The organism is Kibdelosporangium philippinense, from assembly GCF_021390435.2.
Lineage (GTDB): Bacteria > Actinomycetota > Actinomycetes > Mycobacteriales > Pseudonocardiaceae > Kibdelosporangium > Kibdelosporangium philippinense.
Genome location: NZ_JAJVCN010000001.1, coordinates 1,668,960 through 1,688,195 on the forward strand (window position 1 = coordinate 1,668,960; position 19,236 = coordinate 1,688,195).

Annotated in this window: 24 protein-coding genes; 13 read left to right on the forward strand and 11 right to left on the reverse strand. The window is 64.9% G+C overall.

All coding sequences use genetic code 11. The features are described from left to right. Nucleotides 1–162: 162 nt before the first annotated feature. The gene (locus tag LWC34_RS07650; protein ID WP_233724120.1) at nucleotides 163–1,155 is read right to left on the reverse strand and encodes a LacI family DNA-binding transcriptional regulator; all 993 of its coding nucleotides are present in this window, start codon (nucleotides 1,153–1,155) and stop codon (nucleotides 163–165) included. Then, on the reverse strand, nucleotides 1,131–1,370 hold the full coding sequence (locus LWC34_RS07655) for a hypothetical protein (RefSeq protein ID WP_233724122.1): 240 nt from the start codon (nucleotides 1,368–1,370) through the stop codon (nucleotides 1,131–1,133). Before LWC34_RS07655 ends, LWC34_RS07650 begins: the two co-directional genes overlap by 25 nt. A 160-nt stretch (nucleotides 1,371–1,530) precedes the next feature. Here LWC34_RS07655 and LWC34_RS07660 point away from each other — a divergent pair, with 160 nt between their 5' ends. Further along, nucleotides 1,531–2,349, forward strand: a complete 819-nt coding sequence (locus LWC34_RS07660) for an alpha/beta hydrolase (RefSeq protein ID WP_308199988.1) — start codon at nucleotides 1,531–1,533, stop codon at nucleotides 2,347–2,349. On the opposite strand, the gene LWC34_RS07665 is transcribed toward LWC34_RS07660, so the two are convergent. The 3 genes from LWC34_RS07665 to LWC34_RS07675 all read right to left on the reverse strand — a co-directional run bounded on the left by LWC34_RS07665 (nucleotide 2,334) and on the right by LWC34_RS07675 (nucleotide 3,818). Next, nucleotides 2,334–2,963 (reverse strand): YidC/Oxa1 family membrane protein insertase, encoded by a 630-nt coding sequence (locus LWC34_RS07665; protein WP_233724124.1) that lies wholly within the window; start codon nucleotides 2,961–2,963, stop codon nucleotides 2,334–2,336. The two genes, LWC34_RS07660 and LWC34_RS07665, sit on opposite strands and share 16 nt — an antisense overlap. Before the next feature lie 61 nt (nucleotides 2,964–3,024). After that, on the reverse strand, nucleotides 3,025–3,294 hold the full coding sequence (locus tag LWC34_RS07670; RefSeq protein WP_233724134.1) for a DUF6412 domain-containing protein: 270 nt from the start codon (nucleotides 3,292–3,294) through the stop codon (nucleotides 3,025–3,027). Between the two features lie 26 nt (nucleotides 3,295–3,320). Further along, nucleotides 3,321–3,818: a DUF2000 domain-containing protein gene (locus LWC34_RS07675; protein WP_233724146.1), complete on the reverse strand. Its 498-nt coding sequence runs from the start codon at nucleotides 3,816–3,818 to the stop codon at nucleotides 3,321–3,323. Nucleotides 3,819–3,891: 73 nt separating this feature from the next. Here LWC34_RS07675 and LWC34_RS07680 point away from each other — a divergent pair, with 73 nt between their 5' ends. Next, a complete protein-coding gene (locus tag LWC34_RS07680) occupies nucleotides 3,892–4,350 on the forward strand; it encodes an Lrp/AsnC family transcriptional regulator (protein ID WP_233724148.1) in 459 nt (152 codons plus the stop codon). 64 nt (nucleotides 4,351–4,414) lie between these two features. Continuing rightward, nucleotides 4,415–4,888: a PaaI family thioesterase gene (locus LWC34_RS07685; RefSeq protein ID WP_233724150.1), complete on the forward strand. Its 474-nt coding sequence runs from the start codon at nucleotides 4,415–4,417 to the stop codon at nucleotides 4,886–4,888. Here the strand turns inward: LWC34_RS07685 and LWC34_RS07690 are convergent. Beyond that, nucleotides 4,865–5,143, reverse strand: coding sequence for an enoyl-CoA hydratase/isomerase family protein (locus LWC34_RS07690; RefSeq protein WP_233724152.1), 279 nt, complete (start codon nucleotides 5,141–5,143; stop codon nucleotides 4,865–4,867). The two genes, LWC34_RS07685 and LWC34_RS07690, sit on opposite strands and share 24 nt — an antisense overlap. A 131-nt stretch (nucleotides 5,144–5,274) precedes the next feature. Between LWC34_RS07690 and LWC34_RS07695 the strand changes: the two genes are divergently transcribed. Further along, entirely contained in the window at nucleotides 5,275–5,433 is a 159-nt protein-coding gene (locus tag LWC34_RS07695; protein WP_233724154.1) for a hypothetical protein, read from the forward strand. 81 nt (nucleotides 5,434–5,514) lie between these two features. Here LWC34_RS07695 and LWC34_RS07700 read toward each other — a convergent pair whose 3' ends face one another. Further along, a complete protein-coding gene (locus tag LWC34_RS07700; protein ID WP_233724156.1) occupies nucleotides 5,515–6,162 on the reverse strand; it encodes a TetR/AcrR family transcriptional regulator in 648 nt (215 codons plus the stop codon). Nucleotides 6,163–6,260: 98 nt separating this feature from the next. Here LWC34_RS07700 and LWC34_RS07705 point away from each other — a divergent pair, with 98 nt between their 5' ends. The 7 genes from LWC34_RS07705 to gcl all read left to right on the forward strand — a co-directional run bounded on the left by LWC34_RS07705 (nucleotide 6,261) and on the right by gcl (nucleotide 14,419). Continuing rightward, a complete protein-coding gene (locus LWC34_RS07705) occupies nucleotides 6,261–6,926 on the forward strand; it encodes a DUF998 domain-containing protein (RefSeq protein ID WP_233724158.1) in 666 nt (221 codons plus the stop codon). Between the two features lie 402 nt (nucleotides 6,927–7,328). Beyond that, the gene (locus LWC34_RS07710) at nucleotides 7,329–7,832 is read left to right on the forward strand and encodes a DinB family protein (protein WP_233724160.1); all 504 of its coding nucleotides are present in this window, start codon (nucleotides 7,329–7,331) and stop codon (nucleotides 7,830–7,832) included. A gap of 27 nt (nucleotides 7,833–7,859) precedes the next feature. Beyond that, the gene (locus LWC34_RS07715; RefSeq protein ID WP_233724162.1) at nucleotides 7,860–9,317 is read left to right on the forward strand and encodes an FAD-dependent oxidoreductase; all 1,458 of its coding nucleotides are present in this window, start codon (nucleotides 7,860–7,862) and stop codon (nucleotides 9,315–9,317) included. Nucleotides 9,318–9,346: 29 nt separating this feature from the next. Continuing rightward, nucleotides 9,347–10,807: an aminotransferase class I/II-fold pyridoxal phosphate-dependent enzyme gene (locus LWC34_RS07720; protein ID WP_233724164.1), complete on the forward strand. Its 1,461-nt coding sequence runs from the start codon at nucleotides 9,347–9,349 to the stop codon at nucleotides 10,805–10,807. Between the two features lie 169 nt (nucleotides 10,808–10,976). After that, on the forward strand, nucleotides 10,977–11,792 hold the full coding sequence (locus LWC34_RS07725; RefSeq protein ID WP_233724165.1) for a hydroxypyruvate isomerase family protein: 816 nt from the start codon (nucleotides 10,977–10,979) through the stop codon (nucleotides 11,790–11,792). Nucleotides 11,793–11,805: 13 nt separating this feature from the next. Continuing rightward, a complete protein-coding gene (locus LWC34_RS07730) occupies nucleotides 11,806–12,684 on the forward strand; it encodes a 2-hydroxy-3-oxopropionate reductase (RefSeq protein WP_233724167.1) in 879 nt (292 codons plus the stop codon). A 37-nt stretch (nucleotides 12,685–12,721) separates the two neighbouring features. Further along, nucleotides 12,722–14,419 carry a glyoxylate carboligase gene (gene gcl / locus LWC34_RS07735; RefSeq protein WP_443667752.1) on the forward strand — a complete coding sequence of 566 codons (1,698 nt, stop codon included), beginning with the start codon at nucleotides 12,722–12,724 and terminating at the stop codon, nucleotides 14,417–14,419. Here gcl and LWC34_RS07740 read toward each other — a convergent pair whose 3' ends face one another. Beyond that, entirely contained in the window at nucleotides 14,420–14,926 is a 507-nt protein-coding gene (locus tag LWC34_RS07740; protein WP_233724170.1) for a methyltransferase family protein, read from the reverse strand. Nucleotides 14,927–15,005: 79 nt separating this feature from the next. Between LWC34_RS07740 and LWC34_RS07745 the strand changes: the two genes are divergently transcribed. Further along, nucleotides 15,006–15,356 carry a hypothetical protein gene (locus LWC34_RS07745; RefSeq protein ID WP_233724172.1) on the forward strand — a complete coding sequence of 117 codons (351 nt, stop codon included), beginning with the start codon at nucleotides 15,006–15,008 and terminating at the stop codon, nucleotides 15,354–15,356. A gap of 190 nt (nucleotides 15,357–15,546) precedes the next feature. On the opposite strand, the gene LWC34_RS07750 is transcribed toward LWC34_RS07745, so the two are convergent. Further along, nucleotides 15,547–16,779 carry an IS110 family RNA-guided transposase gene (locus tag LWC34_RS07750; protein ID WP_233723301.1) on the reverse strand — a complete coding sequence of 411 codons (1,233 nt, stop codon included), beginning with the start codon at nucleotides 16,777–16,779 and terminating at the stop codon, nucleotides 15,547–15,549. 206 nt (nucleotides 16,780–16,985) lie between these two features. Between LWC34_RS07750 and LWC34_RS07755 the strand changes: the two genes are divergently transcribed. Further along, a complete protein-coding gene (locus LWC34_RS07755; RefSeq protein ID WP_233724174.1) occupies nucleotides 16,986–17,720 on the forward strand; it encodes a peptidylprolyl isomerase in 735 nt (244 codons plus the stop codon). A 50-nt stretch (nucleotides 17,721–17,770) separates the two neighbouring features. Here the strand turns inward: LWC34_RS07755 and LWC34_RS07760 are convergent, their stop codons facing one another. Both LWC34_RS07760 and LWC34_RS07765 read right to left on the reverse strand, forming a co-directional pair. Continuing rightward, nucleotides 17,771–18,124, reverse strand: a complete 354-nt coding sequence (locus LWC34_RS07760; protein ID WP_233724176.1) for a YciI family protein — start codon at nucleotides 18,122–18,124, stop codon at nucleotides 17,771–17,773. 78 nt (nucleotides 18,125–18,202) lie between these two features. Then, nucleotides 18,203–19,084 carry a DMT family transporter gene (locus LWC34_RS07765; protein ID WP_233724178.1) on the reverse strand — a complete coding sequence of 294 codons (882 nt, stop codon included), beginning with the start codon at nucleotides 19,082–19,084 and terminating at the stop codon, nucleotides 18,203–18,205. Nucleotides 19,085–19,236 lie beyond the last annotated feature (152 nt).

Sequence of the window (19,236 nt, forward strand, 5' to 3'; positions counted from 1 at the left end):
CGTGGCTCAGCACGTCCCATGACCGGACCAATCGGCCTAACCGGAGCGCCAAGAATCTGCGCGAAGCCGCTGCGCTGTCCGCGGCCATCGACGATGTCCAGTGCGAGCTGGATTCACGCGGGCATGCGGCGCGCCGGATCAACTGGGTGCGGCTGAGGCGGGCTACGCGGATTCCCGGACGACCAGCGATGTCGGAATGATCTGTGGCTCCTCCGGCAGTGCTTCGCCTGCCAGCCGCGAGAGCAGCATCAGCGCCGCTGCCTCGCCCATCTCGCGCGAAGGCTGCCGGACGGTGGTGAGGGCCGGTTGGGTGTGCGCGGCGACCGGGATGTCGTCGAAGCCGATCACGGCAACGTCATCCGGCACGGAACGGCCGGCTGCGCGCAAGGCGTCCAGTACGCCGACGGCCATCAAGTCGTTCTGTGCGAACACACCGTCGACCGTCGCACCCGAGTCCAGAATGGACTGGAACGCGTCTCGGCCGCCGTCACGGGTGAAGTCGCCTTCGACGAGCAGACGTGGGTCAACCGGGATACCGGATTTGTCCACTGTGGCCTGGAAGCCGTCGGTTCGGTCCCGTGTGCAGCCGAACTGACCGGGGCCGGTGACGACGGCGAGGTGCTTTCGGCCGGCGTTCAGCAGATGCTGGGCCGCGGAGGCCGCGCCTTCCCAGTTGCTCGTCGCCACTGAGGGGAATTCCGGGTGGTGGCCGCGGTCGTCGATCATCACCATCGGGAAGCCGGACTCGTGCAGGCTGCTCAGATAGCTCAGGGTGTCGGGTGGTTCGACCAGCAGCAGCCCGTCGAACGCGTTCGCCGACACGTGTTTCCTGAACTGGGTCAGGGATTCCGCGCCACGGTTCACCGTGTTCAGCAGCAGCCCGTAGCCCTTTGCTTCCAGCACGTCGGCCACGCCTTGCAGCACGTCGCCCATCCACGGCCAGGTCAAGCCGGGGACGAGCATGCCGACAGTCTGGGTACGGCCCTTGGCCAGGCCGACCGCGCGGGCGCTGGGCGTGTAGCCGGTCGCGGCGATCACTTCCCTGACCCGGATCGCGGTCGCGGCGTCGACATCGCCCTTGTTGTTGAGCACCCGCGAGACGGTCGCCTTGCTCACTCGTGCCCGGCGGGCTACTTCAGCGATAGTGACGCGCACGTGATCAGAATAGCCATTTCCGCAGCCAGGACACGGCGGCCCGCTGCATTTCCGGATCGAACCTGTGCTGTCCAGGGTAGAACTGCCCGGTGTATCCCGCTGACCGGGTCGTAGATCCCGGCCAGCTGCGCATCGGCGGCGCGCATCCCGCTGAGCGGGAACAGGTCGTCGTCGAGCAGGTACTGCACGAGCAACGGGATAGGCGCCCGCAACAACGCCGCACGGCACCCTCCACCGGACAGCCCGACGTCCGATCGGCCCGTCGACCAGGTCAGTACGCGACCGCAGGTAGCGCACCGCGACACGGTCCTCGTAGGACACCACGTCGGTCAGGCTGCGGCCGATGATCGTGCAGAACTTGGCAATCACGTGCTTGTGGGGACCGCAGCATGCGGCCACCGTACGGAGGCCGTCGCTCGGGCGTGGATCACTTCGGGGCAGCAGATCGGGCGGGTTGTGCTTGACTTCACCAAGAGGTCGCCGGGCACGAAATTGGGGGCACAGCTGATGGCCACGTACGTCTTGATTCCTGGTGCGGGCGGGCATGCGTCGTACTGGCGATTTGTCGAGCCGGAGCTGCGTGCTCGCGGGCATGACGTTGTCGCGGTCGAGCTGCCCGCCGGTGACGACAGCGCCGGTTTCGACGAATACGCCGACGTCATCGTGCAGGCGATCGGCGACCGCACGGACCTGATCATGGTTGCCCAGTCCCTAGGTGGCTTCAGCGCGCCTTTGGTCTGTGCGCGGCTCAAGGTGGATCTGCTTGTCCTGCTGGCCGCGATGACCCCGAAACCCGGTGAATCGGCCGGGGAGTGGTGGAGCGCGACCGGCCAGGGCGAGGCGGAAGCCGCCGTCAAGCAAGCTCTTGGTCATGCTGCAGACGGTCCCTTCGACCCGGTTTTCTCCTTCCTGCACGACATTCCGTTGGATGTGGCCACCGAAATGATGGCCGAAGGCGAGATCGTCCAGTCCGGTACGCCGCTCGGCAAGCCGTGGCCGCTCACCGACTGGCCGGACGTACCGACCAAGTTCTTGCTCGCGCGGGACGACCGCTTCTTCCCAGCCGAGTTCCAGCGCCGGATTGTCAAGCAGCGCCTGGGTTTCCAGCCGGACGAGATGCCCGGCGGGCACCTCGTCGCGCTGGCCCGGCCGCTGGAACTCATGGAACGCCTTGAGGCTTACCGTCTCAGGTAAGCCCGTTCGATCACTGTCCACGTCGTCGTGGTGAGCAGGTACAACCCGGCGGCCAGCGGGACGACCGCGACGGCGAAGGACGTGCCGAACGGCAAGAGCCGCAAGAACTTGGGGGTTTCCGCGAGCATCGCGCGTGCGGCGAAGTAACCGACGACAAGCAACGCCACGAACAAGCCGATGAACACGACCGAGCCGGAACTGAAGAAGTGGCTGCCAAGCGGCGCCCCGAACAGCACTTGGGACAGCAGGTTGTTCGGTGTTCCGTCGAACGAACCGGCCGTGAAAAGCCGGTACAGCACCATGAACACCGGTATCTGCAGCAGCATCGGCAGGCATCCGGCGAACATCGAGACGCCGTTGTCCTGGTACAGCACCATCATCTCCCGTTGCATCCGCTCGGGATCCTTCTTGTGCTTCTCACGCAGTTTCGCGGCTTGCGGGGCGAGCGCGGCGCGGGCCTTCTCGCCACGCATCGCCGAGCGGGCAAGGGGATGCAGCATCACGCGGACGGCCACGGTGAACAACACGATCGCCGCGGCCGTTCCGGTCCCGGCAGCGATCAAGGAAACTAAGTCGTACGCGCCATGTGCGGGCACGTCAAGGAAATCGAACATGTGGGCAGCACTCCGTCATGCCAGAAAGGATTGGAGGACAAACGGAAGCGGCTGCTTTCAGCTACGCAGCCGCGAGGGCTGCGCCGGGTGCTCGAGGACGCGGACGACCTGCGGCGTCCGGGTCTCGTAACCGCAGGAAGACGCTCTGACGAGCGCGTTCCCGCAAGGAAATCGCCCGTACCCGGGCGGGAGCGGCTGTCGGCACACCAATGCGGGTCAGGACCGCGACACCGGCGATGACCGCCGCGACAATGGTGTCTGATGTGTTGCCCGACAGCAGAATGAGCGCGACCGGGAGGAACATCGCGAACAGCATCTGCAGCTGCGTCACGGCGTCCTCCTTCCTGGGCAGTGCTTTCAAGATAGCAGGTCGAGGCCTTTGACCAACTTGCTGACGCGGTTGCGCGGTCCGACAATGCTGACCGCGCACGTGGCCAAGTCGGCTGGCTTGGTCTCAGCGAGTTCGGCCATGTACTCGGCGTAGACCCGGTTGGTCTGCGCGATCATCGGCATGTCGGTGACCAGAACACCTTCGCTCGAAACGGCTTTGGCCCGCAGCTCGGCGAGTTGATGTGCGGTGGCGTGCAAAATGGTGCATCCGGCCCACGGCAGTCCTGGATGGAGATGGCCGGACGCGTCCGGAGCTTCGGGGCCGATGATGCCCGTGACCGCTTGGCCGGTGGACGCGGCGATGCACGCGACCGCGTTGACCATCCGGCCAGCGGGGATGTCGCCGTCGACGATCACCACCCATTTCAGCCGGGCAGCCCTGGTCGGCTCGTCCAGCACGACCTCATCCGGGGCGAAACCAAATACGTCATCGGACACGATGGACCTCTCACTCATGCGGGACATGTCGAAAACGCTAATCTGATTCCTGGGAGAATTCCAAGCAGAGCGAACTTAATTCGGTAGCGAGGTGACCGTCGTGGATCTCGACGAACTTGATACGGCGATCCTGCGTGAGTTGCAGGTGGACGCTCGACGGACCAACCGTGACATCGCGGCCGCGGTTGGTGTCGCGCCGTCGACGGCGCTTGAGCGCACGCGCGGGCTCCGCGACCGTGGCGTGATCCGCGGTGCCGTGCTCGACGTGAACCTCGCCGCGATTGGACGCGCTGTCCAAGCGCTCATCGCGGTCCGGATCCGGCCGCCGTCACGGCGGAACATCGAAGCGTTTCGCAACTGGATCACGTCGTTGCCCGAAACCATCGGAGTGTTCGTGGTGTCCGGCAGTGAGGACTTTCTCGTGCATGTGGCGGTACGGGACAACCAGGACCTGTACGCGTTCGTGATCGACAAGCTGACCGCGCGTGCCGAGGTCGCCGACGTACGAACGAGCGTGGTCTACGAACACTTGCACAGCACCAAGATCGAACCCCGATGAGTGGCGTTCACACTTTTTCGCTGTGAACCTGGTGTGCGGCCCGCAGTCGTGCATAGTGACGCGCATGCCGACGCCAACGGGATTCTTCTGGGACATGATGGCCGGCCGCACGCCCGCGCCTGCCGCCGCCGACACACTGGGCTGGAAGCTGCGCGAGGTCGACCCGGACGCGGGAACGATCGAGGTTGAGTTCGCCGCGACGGACAAGTTCACCAACCCCGCCGGGCACGTCCAAGGCGGTTTCCTCGCCGCGATGCTCGACGACACCATGGGCCCCGCGCTGGCCGCGACGCTCGGACCCGGCCAGTTCGCCCCCACGCTGGACCTGCATGTGCAGTTCCTTCGGATGGCGTGGCCGGGAACGTTGATCGGCCGTGCGACGGTTGTCCGCCGTGGCAAGCAGGTCTGTCACTTGCGCGGTGAACTCACCGACAGCGCCGGGCGTGTGATCGCGACGGCCGTGGCCACTGCCATGGTGCAGCGCGGCGAACGTGTCCGTGACCGGAGTACGACGTCAGCCGAAACGCTTATCGGCTGAGATCCCGAACATCTCGTGCGTCAGCCCGAACCCGAAGTCCTGCACGAGCCGCCGTTTCCATGGCCGCTGCACGATCGCGTGCGTCAGCCTGCGGGCGGCCCGCGGCTTCGTCATGATCATTTCAGCGATCTGCCATGCCCGCGGTAGGAGTTCGTCGGTCGGTAGCACCTCGTTGACCAGCCCGAGCTCCAGCGCGGTAGCCGCGTCGATCTGGCCGCTGGTGTACAGGTAGTACGCGGCTCGCTTGGTGCCCATTAGCTCCTGGAACGTCAGATGCAGGCCGTCGCCCGGCGCGACACCGGTGAGGAAGTGTCCGCTCGTACGCGAAATCCGGCTCGCTCGGCAGCGTGTCGCCTGCTTCGGCCGGTGCGATCCAATCGCCGCCGGTGCCGGTCAGGATCAGCATCTCGTTGCGCGGGTCGTTGCCGATCTCCTGCCACGCCTGGCCCCACGCGTTGTGCGCGCCGAAACCGAACTGCGCAGGCCCGCCATCGGTGTGGATCCGCAGCTCGATGATCCCGTTCTCGCGGCGCATCACGAAGTAGTCGCTGTACTTGCGGGAGTAGTCGGCGAAGTCCGGCCGCTGCACGTACATACCGCGACTATACGGAGACTGCCTCCGTTTGTCACGAGGTGCTATACGCGGCAAGGAAAACGCGGACGCCTTCGTCGGCGAGGTGGTCGAGTTCCTCGTCGGTGAACGGAGCCGTGTCGCCGAAGAACATCGCCTTGTCCAAGGCTACGCCGAGGACCAGGAATGCGAAGTGCTTGGCGGCCAACGCGGGGTCGGGCACGCGCAGCAAGCCGCGTTCGTCCAAGTGCTTCAACTCGGGCGCCAGGGCGGTGAGCACGCGTTCCGGCGCTCGTTCGTAGTACGTGCGCGCGAGTTCGGGGAAGCGGGAGGCTTCGCCGACCAGTAGCCGCCGCATCTGCAGCACCTGCGGGCGCATCACCGAGTGCAGGTACTGGCGGGCCAGCACGGGCAGGTCGGCGGCCAGGTTCTCGGTGTTGTGCAGCTTGTCGCCGATCAGCTTGATGAAAGCGTCCACTGTGGTCGTGACGCTCATGATGATCTCGCTGAACAGGCCTTCCTTGTCCGTGAAGTTCTTGTAGACGGTCTGTTTGGAGACCGCTGCGAGCGCGGCGACCTCGTCCATGCTCGTGCCCTGGTAGCCGTGGCGTAGAAAGAGCGTAGTGGCCGCCTCCATGATCAACCGTCGTTTACGGGCGGAGCGGCCCTCTTCGTTTCCGACACCCACACCCGCGATTTCCATGATCAGCCTCCTTGTCGAAAATGGTACTAGACGGCTCAGTACCCGTCAGAGTACTGTACGGTCTAGTTCCAGTTAAGCCGCTGAACAGGGGAAATGTCATGACACACGCCATCTGGACTCCGCAGACCGTCGGAACCAACTGCGAGCTGCCGGTCCGTATCACCAGGTCCTTGCTCGGCTACGGCGTGCTCGCCGGCCCGTTCTACGTCGTCGTCTCCGTACTGCAAGGGCTCACCAGAACCGGGTTCGACTTCACGAAACACCCGTGGAGCGTGCTGGCCAACGGCGACCTCGGCTGGATCCAGACCACGAACCTCATCCTCACCGGCCTGATGGTCCTGGCCGCCGCGGTCGGCATGCGCCGGTTACTTCGCGGGGGAGTAGGCGGGACGTGGGGGCCCGGATTGATCGGCGCCTTTGGGGTGAGCATGGTCGCCAGCGGGATCTTCGCCGCTGACCCGGTGCCCGGGTTCCCGAGCGATGTCGTCTCCCTGCGGATGCCGAGTATGTCCAACACACTGCACTTTGCGTTTGGGGCGATTGGGTTTGTGTGCTTCGCGGTCGCCACTTTCGTCATCGCCAGGAGGTTCGCTGGTCTTGGGTGGGCGATGTACTCGCGGATCACCGGCGTGGCGTTTCTGCTTTCCTTTGGTTCCATGGCTCTCGGCTCGGTCGGTATCCTGATCTTCACTGCTGGGGTCATTGCCGCGTTCACGTGGCTCGCAACAACTTCTGTGCGTCTTTACCGTGGCGCGGACAGGTGATCGTTGCGCGCGGCCGTGTCCACCGTTCCTGAAGGCCGTGTTGACCGTTCCTGAAGGGTGTGTCCACCGTTGCTGAAGGGCGTGTCCGCCTTTGCTTGCGATCGTGTTGGCTGCCGCTTGCGGGGCTTGCACCTCAGGGCATCTCTCATTGCACCGCCCTCACGCGTGTCCACCATTCCTTCATGGTGAGTCAAACTGCTCGGCTCGCTTCCAACCTCGCTGGTCGCCGCCGTTGCGCCGCTCGCGCGTTCAACTCACCACAAGGAATGGTGGACACGCGGACGCGCACGCGCGCGCACGCTTGGTTGCAGCTGGTGGGGTGGTTTTTGATTGCGGACGGAATGTGACCTATATGGCTTCTAGTGTTGTCCTCAACAGGGCAAACAAGGAAGGCGGCAGACAATGAGCAGCACCACCACCGTGACCGGCGAGCGTGCGGACTTCCTGCAGATGCTGGCCAAGCACCGCGGGTTCTTGAGGTTCACGGTTCAGAACTTGACCGATGAGCAGGCGAACCGGCGGACCACGGCGAGTGAGCTGACCCTCGGTGGGCTGATCAAGCACGTCGCCGCCACCGAACGCGGGTGGGCCAACTTCATCCTTGAGGGGGCCGCTGGGATGTTCAAGGAGACCATCGACTGGGAGGCTCAGTTCTCCATGCGCGAGGGTGAGACGCTGGCCGAGTTGCTGGCGCAGTACGAGGAGATCGCGCGGCGGACCGATGAGCTTGTCGCCAGCGTTGACCTGGACGAATCGCACCCGCTGCCGGAGGCTCCGTGGTTCGAGGCTGGCGCTGCTTGGTCCAACCGCCGGGTGCTGATGCACATCATCGCTGAGACTTCTCAGCACTCGGGGCATGCCGACATCATTCGTGAGTCGCTGGATGGTGCCAAGACGATGGGTTGACGGGCTTGGACTGGGTACTCGGAAGCCGTGACCACCACAACGGCAGCTCAGTCCCTCTGGCTCAAAGCCCTTCCGGCCGATGGCTACCCGCCTCTTCAGGCCGATGAGACGTTCGATGTCGCCGTGATCGGCGGCGGCATCACCGGCATGACCACCGCCTTGCTGCTCAAGCAGGCCGGCCTGCGAGTCGCTGTGCTCGAGGCCGGCCGGGTGGGCGCTGGCGTGAGCGGCAACAACACCGCGAAGGTGACCGCTCTGCAGTCCACTATGTACTCCACGATTGTGGACAAGCACGGTGAATTCGCTGCGAGGGACTATGCGGCGGCGAGTCTCGCGGGCGTTGAGAAGGTGGCGGAGCTGGCCGTCGACTGCGATTTGCAGCGTCGGCCCGCCTATACCTACGCTCTGGCGCCCGGCGAAGTAGAAGCTGTGGAACAGGAAGCGCAGGCGGCAGCCAAGGCAGGGCTTGCGGTTACGTCCGAATCCATGGATGTGCCGTTTCCGGTGCACGCCACGGTCAAGCTGGCCGACCAGGTCCTGATCCACCCCTTGAAGTACGTTCTCGGCCTTGCGAAACAGTTCGTTGGCGACGGTTGTCAGATTTTCGAGAACACCCGGGTGTCCCAAGTAGAGGGTGGACGCGTCAGGACGCCAGGCGGGACAGTCGAAGCCGAGAAGGTCGTGGTGGCCACGCACTATCCGATCCTCGATCGTGGACTGTACTTCGCGCGCCTGGAACCGATGCGTTCTTACTGCATAGCCGCGAAACTCAGGTCCGGCACGCCACCGGAAGCGTTGGCCATCAACCCGGGAATGCCGACACGGTCGTTGAGTTCATCGGGTGATCTGCTGATCGTGGCGGGGGAGAGCCATCCTGTCGGTCAGCCCGGTGTCAGTCCCCGGCGGTACGAGGAACTGGCGAATTTCGCCCGTGAGTATTGGGATGTCGAGGAAATCACGCATCGATGGTCCGCGCAGGACCCGAGTTCCTACGACAAACTTCCGATGATCGGCCGCTACAACCGGTTGTCCGACCGTGTCTACGTGGCCACCGGGTTCATGAAGTGGGGTTTGGCGACCGGCACGTTCGCCGGGATGATTCTCGCGGACTTGATGACTGGCAAGGGCAATCCGTGGGCCGAACGGTTCGATCCGCATCGCCTCACGCTCAACTACGTCCCCGAGTTGGTCCGGATGAACGCCAAAGTCGCGGTCGACTTGGTCGGCGATCACTTGGTGACGACCGACAAACCGGCAGCCGATGTCCGGATCGAACGTGACGGGCTCGGCAAAAAGGGCATCTATCGCGATCCGGACGGCAGCGAGCACGCGGTTTCCTTGCGCTGCACGCACCTTGGCTGCTTGTTGAGGTTCAACGCCGCGGAGACCAGTTGGGACTGTCCGTGTCACGGTTCACGGTTCGATGTGGACGGTAATGTCCTTGAAGGACCCGCCACCAAACCATTGCCGCAGCGCGACGTTTGAGATCACGCGTCGCGGGTGACCCAGTGGGCATGGACCACAGCCGTGCTCCGGTGCTTGAAGCGTTGCAGCGCTACCACGAGCAAGCGTTTGTGCCGTTCAACGCACCCGGCCACAAGCAGGGTCGCGGGATCGACCCGCGAGTGCTCGAAGTCGTCGGCAAGGATGTCTTCCGCTCCGATGTGCTGACACCGAACGGTTTGGACACCCGGCGAGTCGGCAACAGTGTGCTGCAGGACGCGCAGGACCTGATGGCCGACGCGGTCGGCGCGAGCAAGACGTTCTTCTCCACCTGTGGCAGCTCGTTGTCGGTGAAAAGCGCCATGCTCTCGGTCGCCGGTCCTGGCGAGAAGATCCTTGTGGTCCGGCACGCGCACAAGTCCGTGATCGCCGGTTTGATCATCAGCGGTGTCGACCCGGTGTGGGTGCGTCCGCGCTGGGACACCGAGCGGCACATGTCCCATCCACCAGGCGCGGAAGACGTCCGGGCGGCCTTCGGCAGGGAACCCGAAGCCAAGGGCATGTTGATGGTGACGCCGACGGATTACGGAACGTGCGGCGATATCACCGCGATCGCCGAGGTGTGTCACGAGTTCGACCGGCCGTTGATTGTGGACGAAGCGTGGGGCGCGCACCTGCCGTTCCACGGCGATCTGCCGCCGTGGGCGATGTACTGCGGCGCCGACCTGTGTGTCACGAGCGTGCACAAGATGGGCGCGGCCGTCGAACAAAGCTCGGTGTTCCACCTGCAAGGCGACCGGGTCGATCCGGCTGTCCTGAAGATGCGGGAGGACCTGCTTGGCACCACGAGCGCGTCGTCGCTGGTCTACCTGGGTTTGGACGGCTGGCGCAGGCAGATGGTCGAGCACGGCAAGGAGCTGCTTGGCGCCGCGCTGTCGCTGGTGGGCTCTGTCCGGGCCGAAGTCGACCGGATCGCTGGGCTGCACCTGGTCGGGGACGAAGTCGTCGGGCCTGCGTACGCCTCGTCGTTCGACCCGCTCAAGGTGATGGTCGATGTCACCGAGCTGGGCATCAACGGCTACCAGGCGGCCGACTGGCTGCGCGAGGAGCGGCGGATCACTGTCGGCCTGTCGGATCACCGCCGGATCGTCGCCGCGTTCACCCACGCCGACGACCAGGAGACAGCAGCGGCCTTCCTGCGCGCGATGAAGGATCTGGCCAAGTCTGCCGAGTCGCTGCCTAGGCCGCCGCGGGTCGATCTGCCGACGCCTGGCGAGTTGGAGCTTCGCACGGAAATGCTGCCGCGCGACGCCTTCTTCGGCGAGACCGACCAGGTCCCGGTGGACAAGGCCGTCGGCCGGATCGCAGCGGAGATGATCACGCCGTACCCGCCCGGCGCGCCCGCTGTGCTGCCTGGCGAGGTCATCACCACGGCCGTTCTGGACTATTTGCGGTCGGGTCTCGCGGCTGGGATGTACATCCCTGACGCCGTCGATGGCGAGCTCACGTCAGTCCGGGTGGTCGCCACCTAGCTCGCTATTTTCCCAGCTCAGCCCTCGTGAGTGGTTATGCGTGTTCTAACACGACTAACCACTCACGAGGGCTTTTTGGGTGTTCGCATGGTTGACGGGGTCCGGTCTGTGGAAGTACTGTTTCGTCAGATGGAAGGTGAGTTCCGTAGAGCGAAATTAAGGAGCGACGGTGGACCATCGCTTCCGGTATGACGTGAACCTGTCGATCTTGTTCACCGAACTGGACGTGAATAGCCGGGCGGCCGCGGCGAAAGCCGCGGGTTTCAGCGCGGTCGAGTTCTGGTGGCCGTTCAGTGCAGCCGTGCCCAAAGACGCCGATGTGGACGCATTCGTCCGCTCGGTGCGCGAAGAGGGCGTGCGGCTGATCGGCTTGAACTTCTTCGCCGGTGACATGCCCGGCGGCGACCGCGGTGTGCTGTCCAATCCCGCGCGCAGTACGGAGTTCAGGGAGAACATCGAGGTCGCTGTCGAGATCGCCGACCAGCTCGGCTGCCGCGCGTTCAACGCGTTGTACGGCAACAGGATCGACGGTGTCCTGGCCGATCAGCAGGACGAGGTGGCGCGCGAGAACCTGGCGATCGCGGCGAAAGCGGCGAGCCGGATCGGTGCGACTGTCCTGATCGAACCGTTGAGCGGCGCACCGGCGTATCCGCTCAAGACCGCGGCCGAAGCGCTTGCTGTGATCCAGCGAGTACGCCAGGAAGGCGGCGTCGACAACGTCGCTTTGCTCGCGGACCTGTACCACCTGGCAGTCAACGGCGACGACCCCGCGCGCGTGATCGACGACTACAGCAAACACATCGGCCACGTACAGATCGCGGACGCGCCTGGCCGCAACGAACCGGGCACGGGCGGCCTCGACTTCGCCGATCTGTTCGAGCGGCTCGCCGAAAACGGCTACGGCGGCTACATCGGCTTGGAGTACAAGCCAAGCGGTGCGAGTGCTGACAGCTTCGACTGGCTTCCCCGCGACTTGCGGGCGTGACTGAAGAGGAATCATGACGACGGTTGGATTCATCGGCCTTGGCATCATGGGCAGCCCGATGGCCGCACACCTGGTCAACGCAGGACACGAGGTAGTCGGCTTCGACGTTGTGCCGGAGTCGCTGACCAAACTCGCCGAGGCTGGCGGCAAACCGGCCGCGAGCGTGGCGGAGGCAGTGGCTGGCGCCGATGTCGTGATCACGATGCTGCCCAACCACCCGCACGTCGAGTCGGTGGTGTTCGGCGACGACGGGGTGCTGCAGAACGCCAAGGAAGGCACTCTGCTCATCGACATGAGCACGATCCGCCCGGAAAGCTCACTGGCGATCGCGGAAGCCGCCAAGGCAAAGGGAATCCGCGTGCTGGACGCACCCGTTTCCGGCGGTGAGGCAGGCGCGAAGAACGCGGCACTGTCCATCATGGTCGGTGGCGATGCCGCCGACTTCGAGGCCGCGAAGCCCATTCTCGACGTACTGGGCAAGACGGTTGTCCATGTTGGACCACACAGCGCCGGTCAGGTCGTGAAGGCGGCCAACCAGCTCGTGGTCGGTGGCACGTACGCCTTGGTCGCCGAGGCGATCGTGCTGCTCGAAGCGTCCGGAGTGGACGCGAAGACGGGTCTTGACGTGCTCGCGGGCGGTCTTGCCGCAAGCCGGATCCTCGACCTCAAGCGTGATTCGATGGTTGCCAGGCAGTTCCAGCCGGGCTTCCGGATCGACTTGCACCACAAGGACATGGGCATCGCATTGGCCGCCGCCCGGCAGGCCGACGTGTCGCTGCCGGTCACCGGCCTGATCGCGCAGCTGGTCGCGGCTGCACGGGCGATGGGTCACGGCTCACTCGACCACTCGGCCCTGCTCAAGGTCACTGAGCAATTGTCCGGCCGCGGTTAGCTCAGAAAGGACATCGCAGATGCCTAAAGTTCCCGCGATGCAAGCGGTTGTCGAAGTCCTCAAGTCCGAGGGCGTGGACACCGCGTTCGGCTGCCCCGGAGCCGCGATTCTGCCGCTGTACAAGGCCCTTGAGGTGGTCGGCGGAATCGAACACCTGATCGTGCGGCACGAAGAGGGCGCGACCCACATGGCCGACGGCTGGGCGCGCACCAACGGCAAGGTCGGCGTCGCGATCGGCACGTCCGGTCCGGCCGGTACCAACATGATCACCGGTTTGTACACCGCGATCGCCGATTCGATCCCGATGATCTGCATCACCGGCCAGGCGGTGTCGTCCAAACTGCACCAGGAGGCCTTCCAGGCGGTCGACATCGTCGAGATCGCCAAGCCGGTGACCAAATGGGCGGTGCAGGTCAAGGAAGCCGCCCAGGCGCCGTGGATCTTCCGTGAGGCGTTCCGGATCGCGCGATCTGGCAGGCCGGGGCCGGTCCTGATCGACCTCCCGCTGGATGTGCAGAAGCAGGAGATCGAGTGGGACGGCTCGATCGACGCGCCGCTGCCGATCAGTGCCGTTGAGCCGCACGGCCCCCGGGTCGAGCGCGCGCTGGACATGTTGCTGGCCGCGGAAACTCCATTGCTGTTGGCGGGCGGTGGCGTGATCCTCGGTGAGGCGCACGAGGAACTGAAGGAACTCGCGGAGTACTTGCAGATCCCCGTGCAGGCAACGCTGATGGGCAAGGGTGCGCTGGATGAGGATCATCCGCTGTACGCGGGGATGACTGGAATTCAGACGTCCCAACGGTATGGCAACGCGTCGTTCCTCGAGTCCGATGTGGTGCTCGCGGTCGGCGCGCGGTTCGGTGACCGGCATACCGGTGACCTGCCGACGTACCGAGGCGAGCGGAAGTTCATCCACGTGGACATCGAGCCGACCCAGATCGGCAAGGTGTTCGCGCCGGATCTGGGCATAGTGTCGGACTCGAAACTGTTCCTGCAGGCCATTTTGGACCTGGCCAAGGCACGAAACGCCGGTCGTGCCGCGGGTTTCTGGGTGGCTCGCGTGCAGGAGTTGAAGGCGACGCTGACCCGTCGCGAGGACTTCGACGTCGTGCCGGTCAAGGCGCCGAGGGTGTTCAAGGAGATCAACGAGTTCTACGGTCCGGACACGTACTTCGTGACCGCGATCGGGCTGTACCAGATCTGGTCGGGCCAGCACCAGTTGGCGCACAAGCCAAGGCACTACCAGGTCTGTGGCCAGGCCGGTCCGCTCGGTTGGGAAATCCCCGCCGCGATCGGCGTGAAGAAGGCGTTGAAGAATACCGAGCCGGACGCGGAAGTCGTTGGCATCGTTGGCGACTACTCCTTCCAGTTCCTTGTGGAAGAGCTCGCCGTCGCCGCGCAGTACGACGTCCCGTTCGTGCTGATCATGCTGAACAACGAATACCTCGGCCTGATCAGGATGGCCGAGGACCACGGTGGATACGACATGAACTACGAAGTCGACATCCACTACGACACGGTCGGCACGGACAACATCAAGGTGATGGAGGCCTACGGCTGCTCCGGTCGTCGCGTCACGCAGCCGGGTGAGATCTCGGATGCGTTGGCGTGGGCCCGCAAGCAGGCCGAGGCCACCAGCAGGCCGGTGCTCGTCGAGATCATGATCGAGCGTGAGGCGAACACCGCGAACGGTGTGTCCATCGCGAACGTTCGTGAGTTCGAGCCTCTGCCGTAGTTACGCGGACTTGGGTGGCTGCCACGGTCGGATCCGGGGCAGCCACCCGGGCACGGCAGCCTTGTACACTTCGTACTGACTGCCGAAGTTACGCCGCAGCACGGGTTCCTCGTGCCAACGGACCATCGCGTAGAACGCGGCACTGACGATGACCGCGTACAACGGCAGGATCCACTGGCCAAGGATCAGTGCCTGGCCGATGATCGTGCTCAACACCGCGAGGTACATCGGGTTGCGCACGTATCGGTAAAACCCGCCAACCACAAGCCTTTCCGGCGGTGCGATGGGTGCGGGTGTGCCGAGTCCCTCCGCGACGAACCGGACGAACGCCGAGATGAGCACGGCGAGCGCGGCCGCGAGGAGGATCCAGCCGATCACGCGCAGCGGCAACCAGATCGGTTCAGCGTCCCATCTGGTGAGTAACCAGGGGATGAGACCAGCGACAATGCCTGGTGCGAGAACGAAGAATCCGGCTGAACCCGCAGCGGCCACGACTCGGTTGCGCACGAGGTAATTGTGCGACGACTGAACCATTCTACGATCGAGTAGATCGCCGGTTTCACCCGGATAGCCTACGATTTAACCCATGCGCCTGATAGCCGACGCGACAAAGAAGTCCGGGCTCATCTGGATCACCCGTCCGGGCGAAACCCGCGCCGTCCCAACCTGGCATCACTGGCACAACAATGCGGCATACGTCCTTGTGAACTTGTCGGACGTGGATTGCGTTACGGTGATCACGCGTGACAAGGCAACAGGTGCGCGAGCTGTGGAATGGGAGGCTCGAGTGTCCAGGGTCGCGCCGGGCACCGATGAGTGGGACACCCTCGTGCCCGACATCCACGCCGCCCGCCTCAATTCGGCACCCATCGATGCGGAAACCCCGCTGTTCCGATTGGACCCACCAGCATCGGAAGAGCCCACGGCGACGGTTTGAGGGGGCGCAGCGGCCATGCTGCACCGCAACAGCAATTCCCGAGGGGGTCCCCCTGATTTTTACGTTACCAAGGGGGTACGACAGTTTCGGGCGCGCTGACCGGCGCTTGTAGGCTCTTCCTGGGGTTTGGTCCACAAGGGGGATTCCCAATGAAGTTGTCAAGTAGTTGGGAGCTGCGGTGGTGAGGGGGTCACGCTGCCGTTGCGGCGGGGGTTGCTTGGTAGGTGGTGCCGTCGCGCAGCAGTGCCCACAAGACGTTCAGCCGGCGGCGTGCCAGGGCGAGGACGGCCTGGGTGTGTCGTTTGCCTTCGGCTCGTTTGCGGTCGTAGTAGGTCCGCGAGGCGGGGCAACAGCGGATGCTGACCATGGCGGAAAGGTAGAACACGCGCAGCAGGCGTCTGCTGTAGCGGCGGGGGCGGTGCAGGTTGCCGTTGACCCGGCCGGAATCGCGGGGTACTGGTGCGAGTCCGGCGACGCCGGCCAGCCGGTTGGGACTGCCGAAAGCGGTCATGTCGCCGCCGGTGTAGGCGAGGAACTCGGCGGCGAGCTGGATGCCGAAGCCGGGCAGGCTGAGGATCACGTCGGCGTGTTTGTGCTGGCGAAACCGGCTCTCGATCAAGGTGTCGATCTCGCTGATCTCCTCGTCGAGAGTCATCACCCCCTTCGCCAGCCGCGCGACCATCGCGGCGGCCAGGTCTTGTCCGGTGATGGTGGTGTGTTGCGCGTTGGCGGCGTTCAGCGCGGTCTGGGCGACGGTGCTGGGGTTGCGGACTTTTCGGTTGCGCAGCCAGGTTTCCAAGCGGTTGGCACCGATTCGTCGCAATGCCGCAGGGGTTTGGTAGGCGGTCAGCAGCACCAGGGCGGCTTTGGAGGTGCTGTAGTCGAAGGCGCGTTCCAGGGCCGGGAAGTAGTCCAGCAGTTGCGCGCGCAGCCGGTTGATGGTGCGGGTGCGGTCGGCGACCAGATCGGCCCGGCGGCTGGTCAGGATCCGCAGTTCGACGCTGACCGGGTCGCCGGTGTGCACGACGTGCAGATCGTGGCGCATCCGGGCCTGGTCGGCGATCACGGCGGCGTCCTTGGCGTCGGTTTTGCCGTCTCCGCGGTACATGCCGGCCGCGTAGTGGACGGTGCGCCCGGGGATGTAAAGCAACCGCTGGTCGTGGTTGACCAGCAAGGCGATCAGCAACGCCGCCCCGCCGGAGTTGAGATCGACCGCCCAGGTCAGCTCTCCATCCAACTCGTCTGCCAGCGCGGTGACCTCGCCGACCAACTCCAGCAGCGGAGCCTCGTCGTTGGCCACCCGCCGCGACAACAGCCGCTTGCCGGCGGCGTCGATCACCACGCAGTGGTGATGGGTCTTGCCGGCATCGATGCCTGCCCATACTCCGGGCACGAGCGTCACCTTCCTGTTCGTCAGGTTCATGGTCCCAGCAAACGACCACGCCGTCGTGTCCTTACACAGCGATTTGTTCGCGCATCCCAATTAGCGGTCGGGTCGTCGTGGGGTGCTGGGCGGCCAATCCCCCTGGGCCATCCACGGCGGACGCATGGAAGCCATACCCAGCACCCCTGGGTCGTCGGAACCCTACGACCAGCCCCGATCGACACAGGAAGAAGGTAAGGAGAGGCATGGCTGCCCGAAAGCCGTTGATCATTGCTGCCGCGGTGTTGCTCGTGGTCGCCGCCGTGGCCATCTGGGTGCGATGGCCGTCCCCGGTCACTGGCATCGCCGTTGGGGCGCCTTCATCGGAACTGCCGGGCGCGAACTGCACGTACCGGCCGGACCCGATCGGAACGAAAACCAAGGACGTCGGCAAACCCGACGGCTCGCGGACGCGGACCACAGGCACCGTGCCCTTGACGTTGAAGACCACCCAAGGCGACATCGGCATCACGTTGGACCGCGCGCAGGCGCCATGCGCCGTGCAGAGCATGCTGTTCCTGGCCCAAAAGAAGTTCTACGACGACACACCATGCCACCGGCTCACGCTCAGCCCCACGCTCTCGGTGCTGCAGTGTGGCGACCCGAAAGGCGAAGGCAGGGGCGGGCCCGGGTACATGTTCGACAGCGAATACCCGGTTGGCCTGCCCCAAGCCGAGGAACAAGGCTTGTGGATCTATCCGGCTGGAACTGTGGCCATGGCCAATCGGGGCAGGGACACCAACGGCAGCCAGTTCTTCATGGTGTACGCGGACGCCACGTTGCCCCGCGAATACCCGGTGATCGGCACGTTCGACGCCACAGGCAAAGCCACCATCGAGAAGATCGCGGCGGCGGGCGTCATCCCGTCCGATTACGGCGGCGACCAGGACGGCCAGCCGAAACTGCCCGTCACGATCACCGAGGCAATCGGCGGGAAATGAAGAAAGCCCGCCGGGTCTTCAAGAAGACCGGCGGGCTTGGCTTCAGACGATCAGGCGAAGTCCTCGTCTTCGAAGACCCGGCGGATCTCGACCTCGCCCTCCTGGAACGGGATCCGGCGGGCCCACTCGACGGCTTCCTCCGGCGAGGACACCTGGATGATCCAGTAGCCCGCGACGAGCTCCTTGGCCTCAGCGAACGGGCCGTCGATGACCTTCGACGCACCGTTGGGCCCGTACTGCACACGGAACCCGTGGGAGCTGTCCCGCAGGCCGTTGCCGTCGAGCATGACGCCTGCCTTGACGAGTTCTTCGTTGTACTTGCCCATCGCCGCGAGCTCTTCCGGCGAGGGCATGACGCCTGCTTCGGTCTCCGGGTTGGCCTTGACGATCATCATGTAGCGCATCTGGAAGCTCCTTGTCTCGGTCTGACACTGACGCGTCGATCGAGCAGACGCCACATCGACAAGAACTTCCAAGATTTTTTAGACGGTGACGAGTTCCCTGGTCGGCGGGGGTGTCGGGGCCGCTGGGACGTGCTGGCGCAGGCGGCTGAGCACGACGACACCGGCGACGGTCACCACGCAGGCAGCGAGCACGCCGACATTGGCCAGGAACGAGGTCGGCAGCTGCTCGTTCAGCACGATCACGCCGATCAACGAGCCAGTGATCGGGTCGGCGACCAGCAGCGTCGCGTAACTCAGAGCGAACCGGCCGGTGCGGTACGCGTTCTGCTGGAACATCAGTCCGAGCGCGCAGAACACGACAGCGAGCCCGATGACCCAGAAGACGGACGCGGACATGTCGTTGAGGGCCGAGCTGCCACCAACGCGCGTGAGGGCCGCGAACACGCCGTACGCCACGCCAGAAGCGATCGCGAGGAACAGCGCGTTGACCGCGCCAGTGCTACGGCGAGCCATGACCGCGGCGCCGAGGATGATGGCGAGGGTCGTACCGCACAGCACAGCTGCGGAACCACCGTCGAGGGTTGGCCGCGCGGACTCGTGCGGGAGCAGCAACAGCAGGCTGACCAGCCCGGCGCTCACCGCGAACGTTCCGAACATCTCTGCGGCACGCACGCGCCTGCGGTCAATGGCCGCCGCGATCAGGACCGCGATCGGCAAGCCGCTCATCCCGAGCGGCTGCACGATGGTCAGCGGGCCGTTGGACAGCGCGATGATGTGCATGACCGCGCCGCCGAGCGTGGTCGCCGAACCGAGCACCCACTTCGGCCTGCGCACGAGCTGACCGAGCAGCTGCAGGAACCCGAGGCTTTTGCAGCAGTGCGTGGCCGCGTTCTGCTGCAAAGCAGCACCCAGTGCGACGAGCGGGGCTCCGGCTACGGCCGCCACGAGCCAGAACGTCACCGTGCGAACTCCAAAAGCGTGACGCGGCGCGAAGCCATAACTAGAGATCGAGTCGAGATCGAATCGAAATGCACTTGCGCACCCTAATGGGTGACCCCTAAGGGGCGTGTGAGGTGGTCCCCTAACCCCCGCTCACCAGTAATAAGGCCTAT

Excerpts from the sequence above, each read along its gene's own strand:
- LWC34_RS07760 (WP_233724176.1), bottom strand. The coding sequence starts at position 18,124 with ATGCGCTACATGATGATCGTCAAGGCCAACCCGGAGACCGAAGCAGGC.
- LWC34_RS07690 (WP_233724152.1), bottom strand. The coding sequence starts at position 5,143 with ATGGGCACCAAGCGAGCCGCGTACTACCTGTACACCAGCGGCCAGATC.
- LWC34_RS07730 (WP_233724167.1), top strand. The coding sequence starts at position 11,806 with ATGACGACGGTTGGATTCATCGGCCTTGGCATCATGGGCAGCCCGATG.
- LWC34_RS07755 (WP_233724174.1), top strand. The coding sequence starts at position 16,986 with ATGGCTGCCCGAAAGCCGTTGATCATTGCTGCCGCGGTGTTGCTCGTG.
- LWC34_RS07685 (WP_233724150.1), top strand. The coding sequence starts at position 4,415 with ATGCCGACGCCAACGGGATTCTTCTGGGACATGATGGCCGGCCGCACG.
- LWC34_RS07675 (WP_233724146.1), bottom strand. The coding sequence starts at position 3,818 with ATGTCCCGCATGAGTGAGAGGTCCATCGTGTCCGATGACGTATTTGGT.
- LWC34_RS07710 (WP_233724160.1), top strand. The coding sequence starts at position 7,329 with ATGAGCAGCACCACCACCGTGACCGGCGAGCGTGCGGACTTCCTGCAG.
- LWC34_RS07750 (WP_233723301.1), bottom strand. The coding sequence starts at position 16,779 with ATGAACCTGACGAACAGGAAGGTGACGCTCGTGCCCGGAGTATGGGCA.
- LWC34_RS07720 (WP_233724164.1), top strand. The coding sequence starts at position 9,347 with ATGGACCACAGCCGTGCTCCGGTGCTTGAAGCGTTGCAGCGCTACCAC.
- gcl (WP_443667752.1), top strand. The coding sequence starts at position 12,722 with ATGCAAGCGGTTGTCGAAGTCCTCAAGTCCGAGGGCGTGGACACCGCG.
- LWC34_RS07745 (WP_233724172.1), top strand. The coding sequence starts at position 15,006 with ATGCGCCTGATAGCCGACGCGACAAAGAAGTCCGGGCTCATCTGGATC.
- LWC34_RS07700 (WP_233724156.1), bottom strand. The coding sequence starts at position 6,162 with ATGGAAATCGCGGGTGTGGGTGTCGGAAACGAAGAGGGCCGCTCCGCC.
- LWC34_RS07665 (WP_233724124.1), bottom strand. The coding sequence starts at position 2,963 with ATGTTCGATTTCCTTGACGTGCCCGCACATGGCGCGTACGACTTAGTT.
- LWC34_RS07705 (WP_233724158.1), top strand. The coding sequence starts at position 6,261 with ATGACACACGCCATCTGGACTCCGCAGACCGTCGGAACCAACTGCGAG.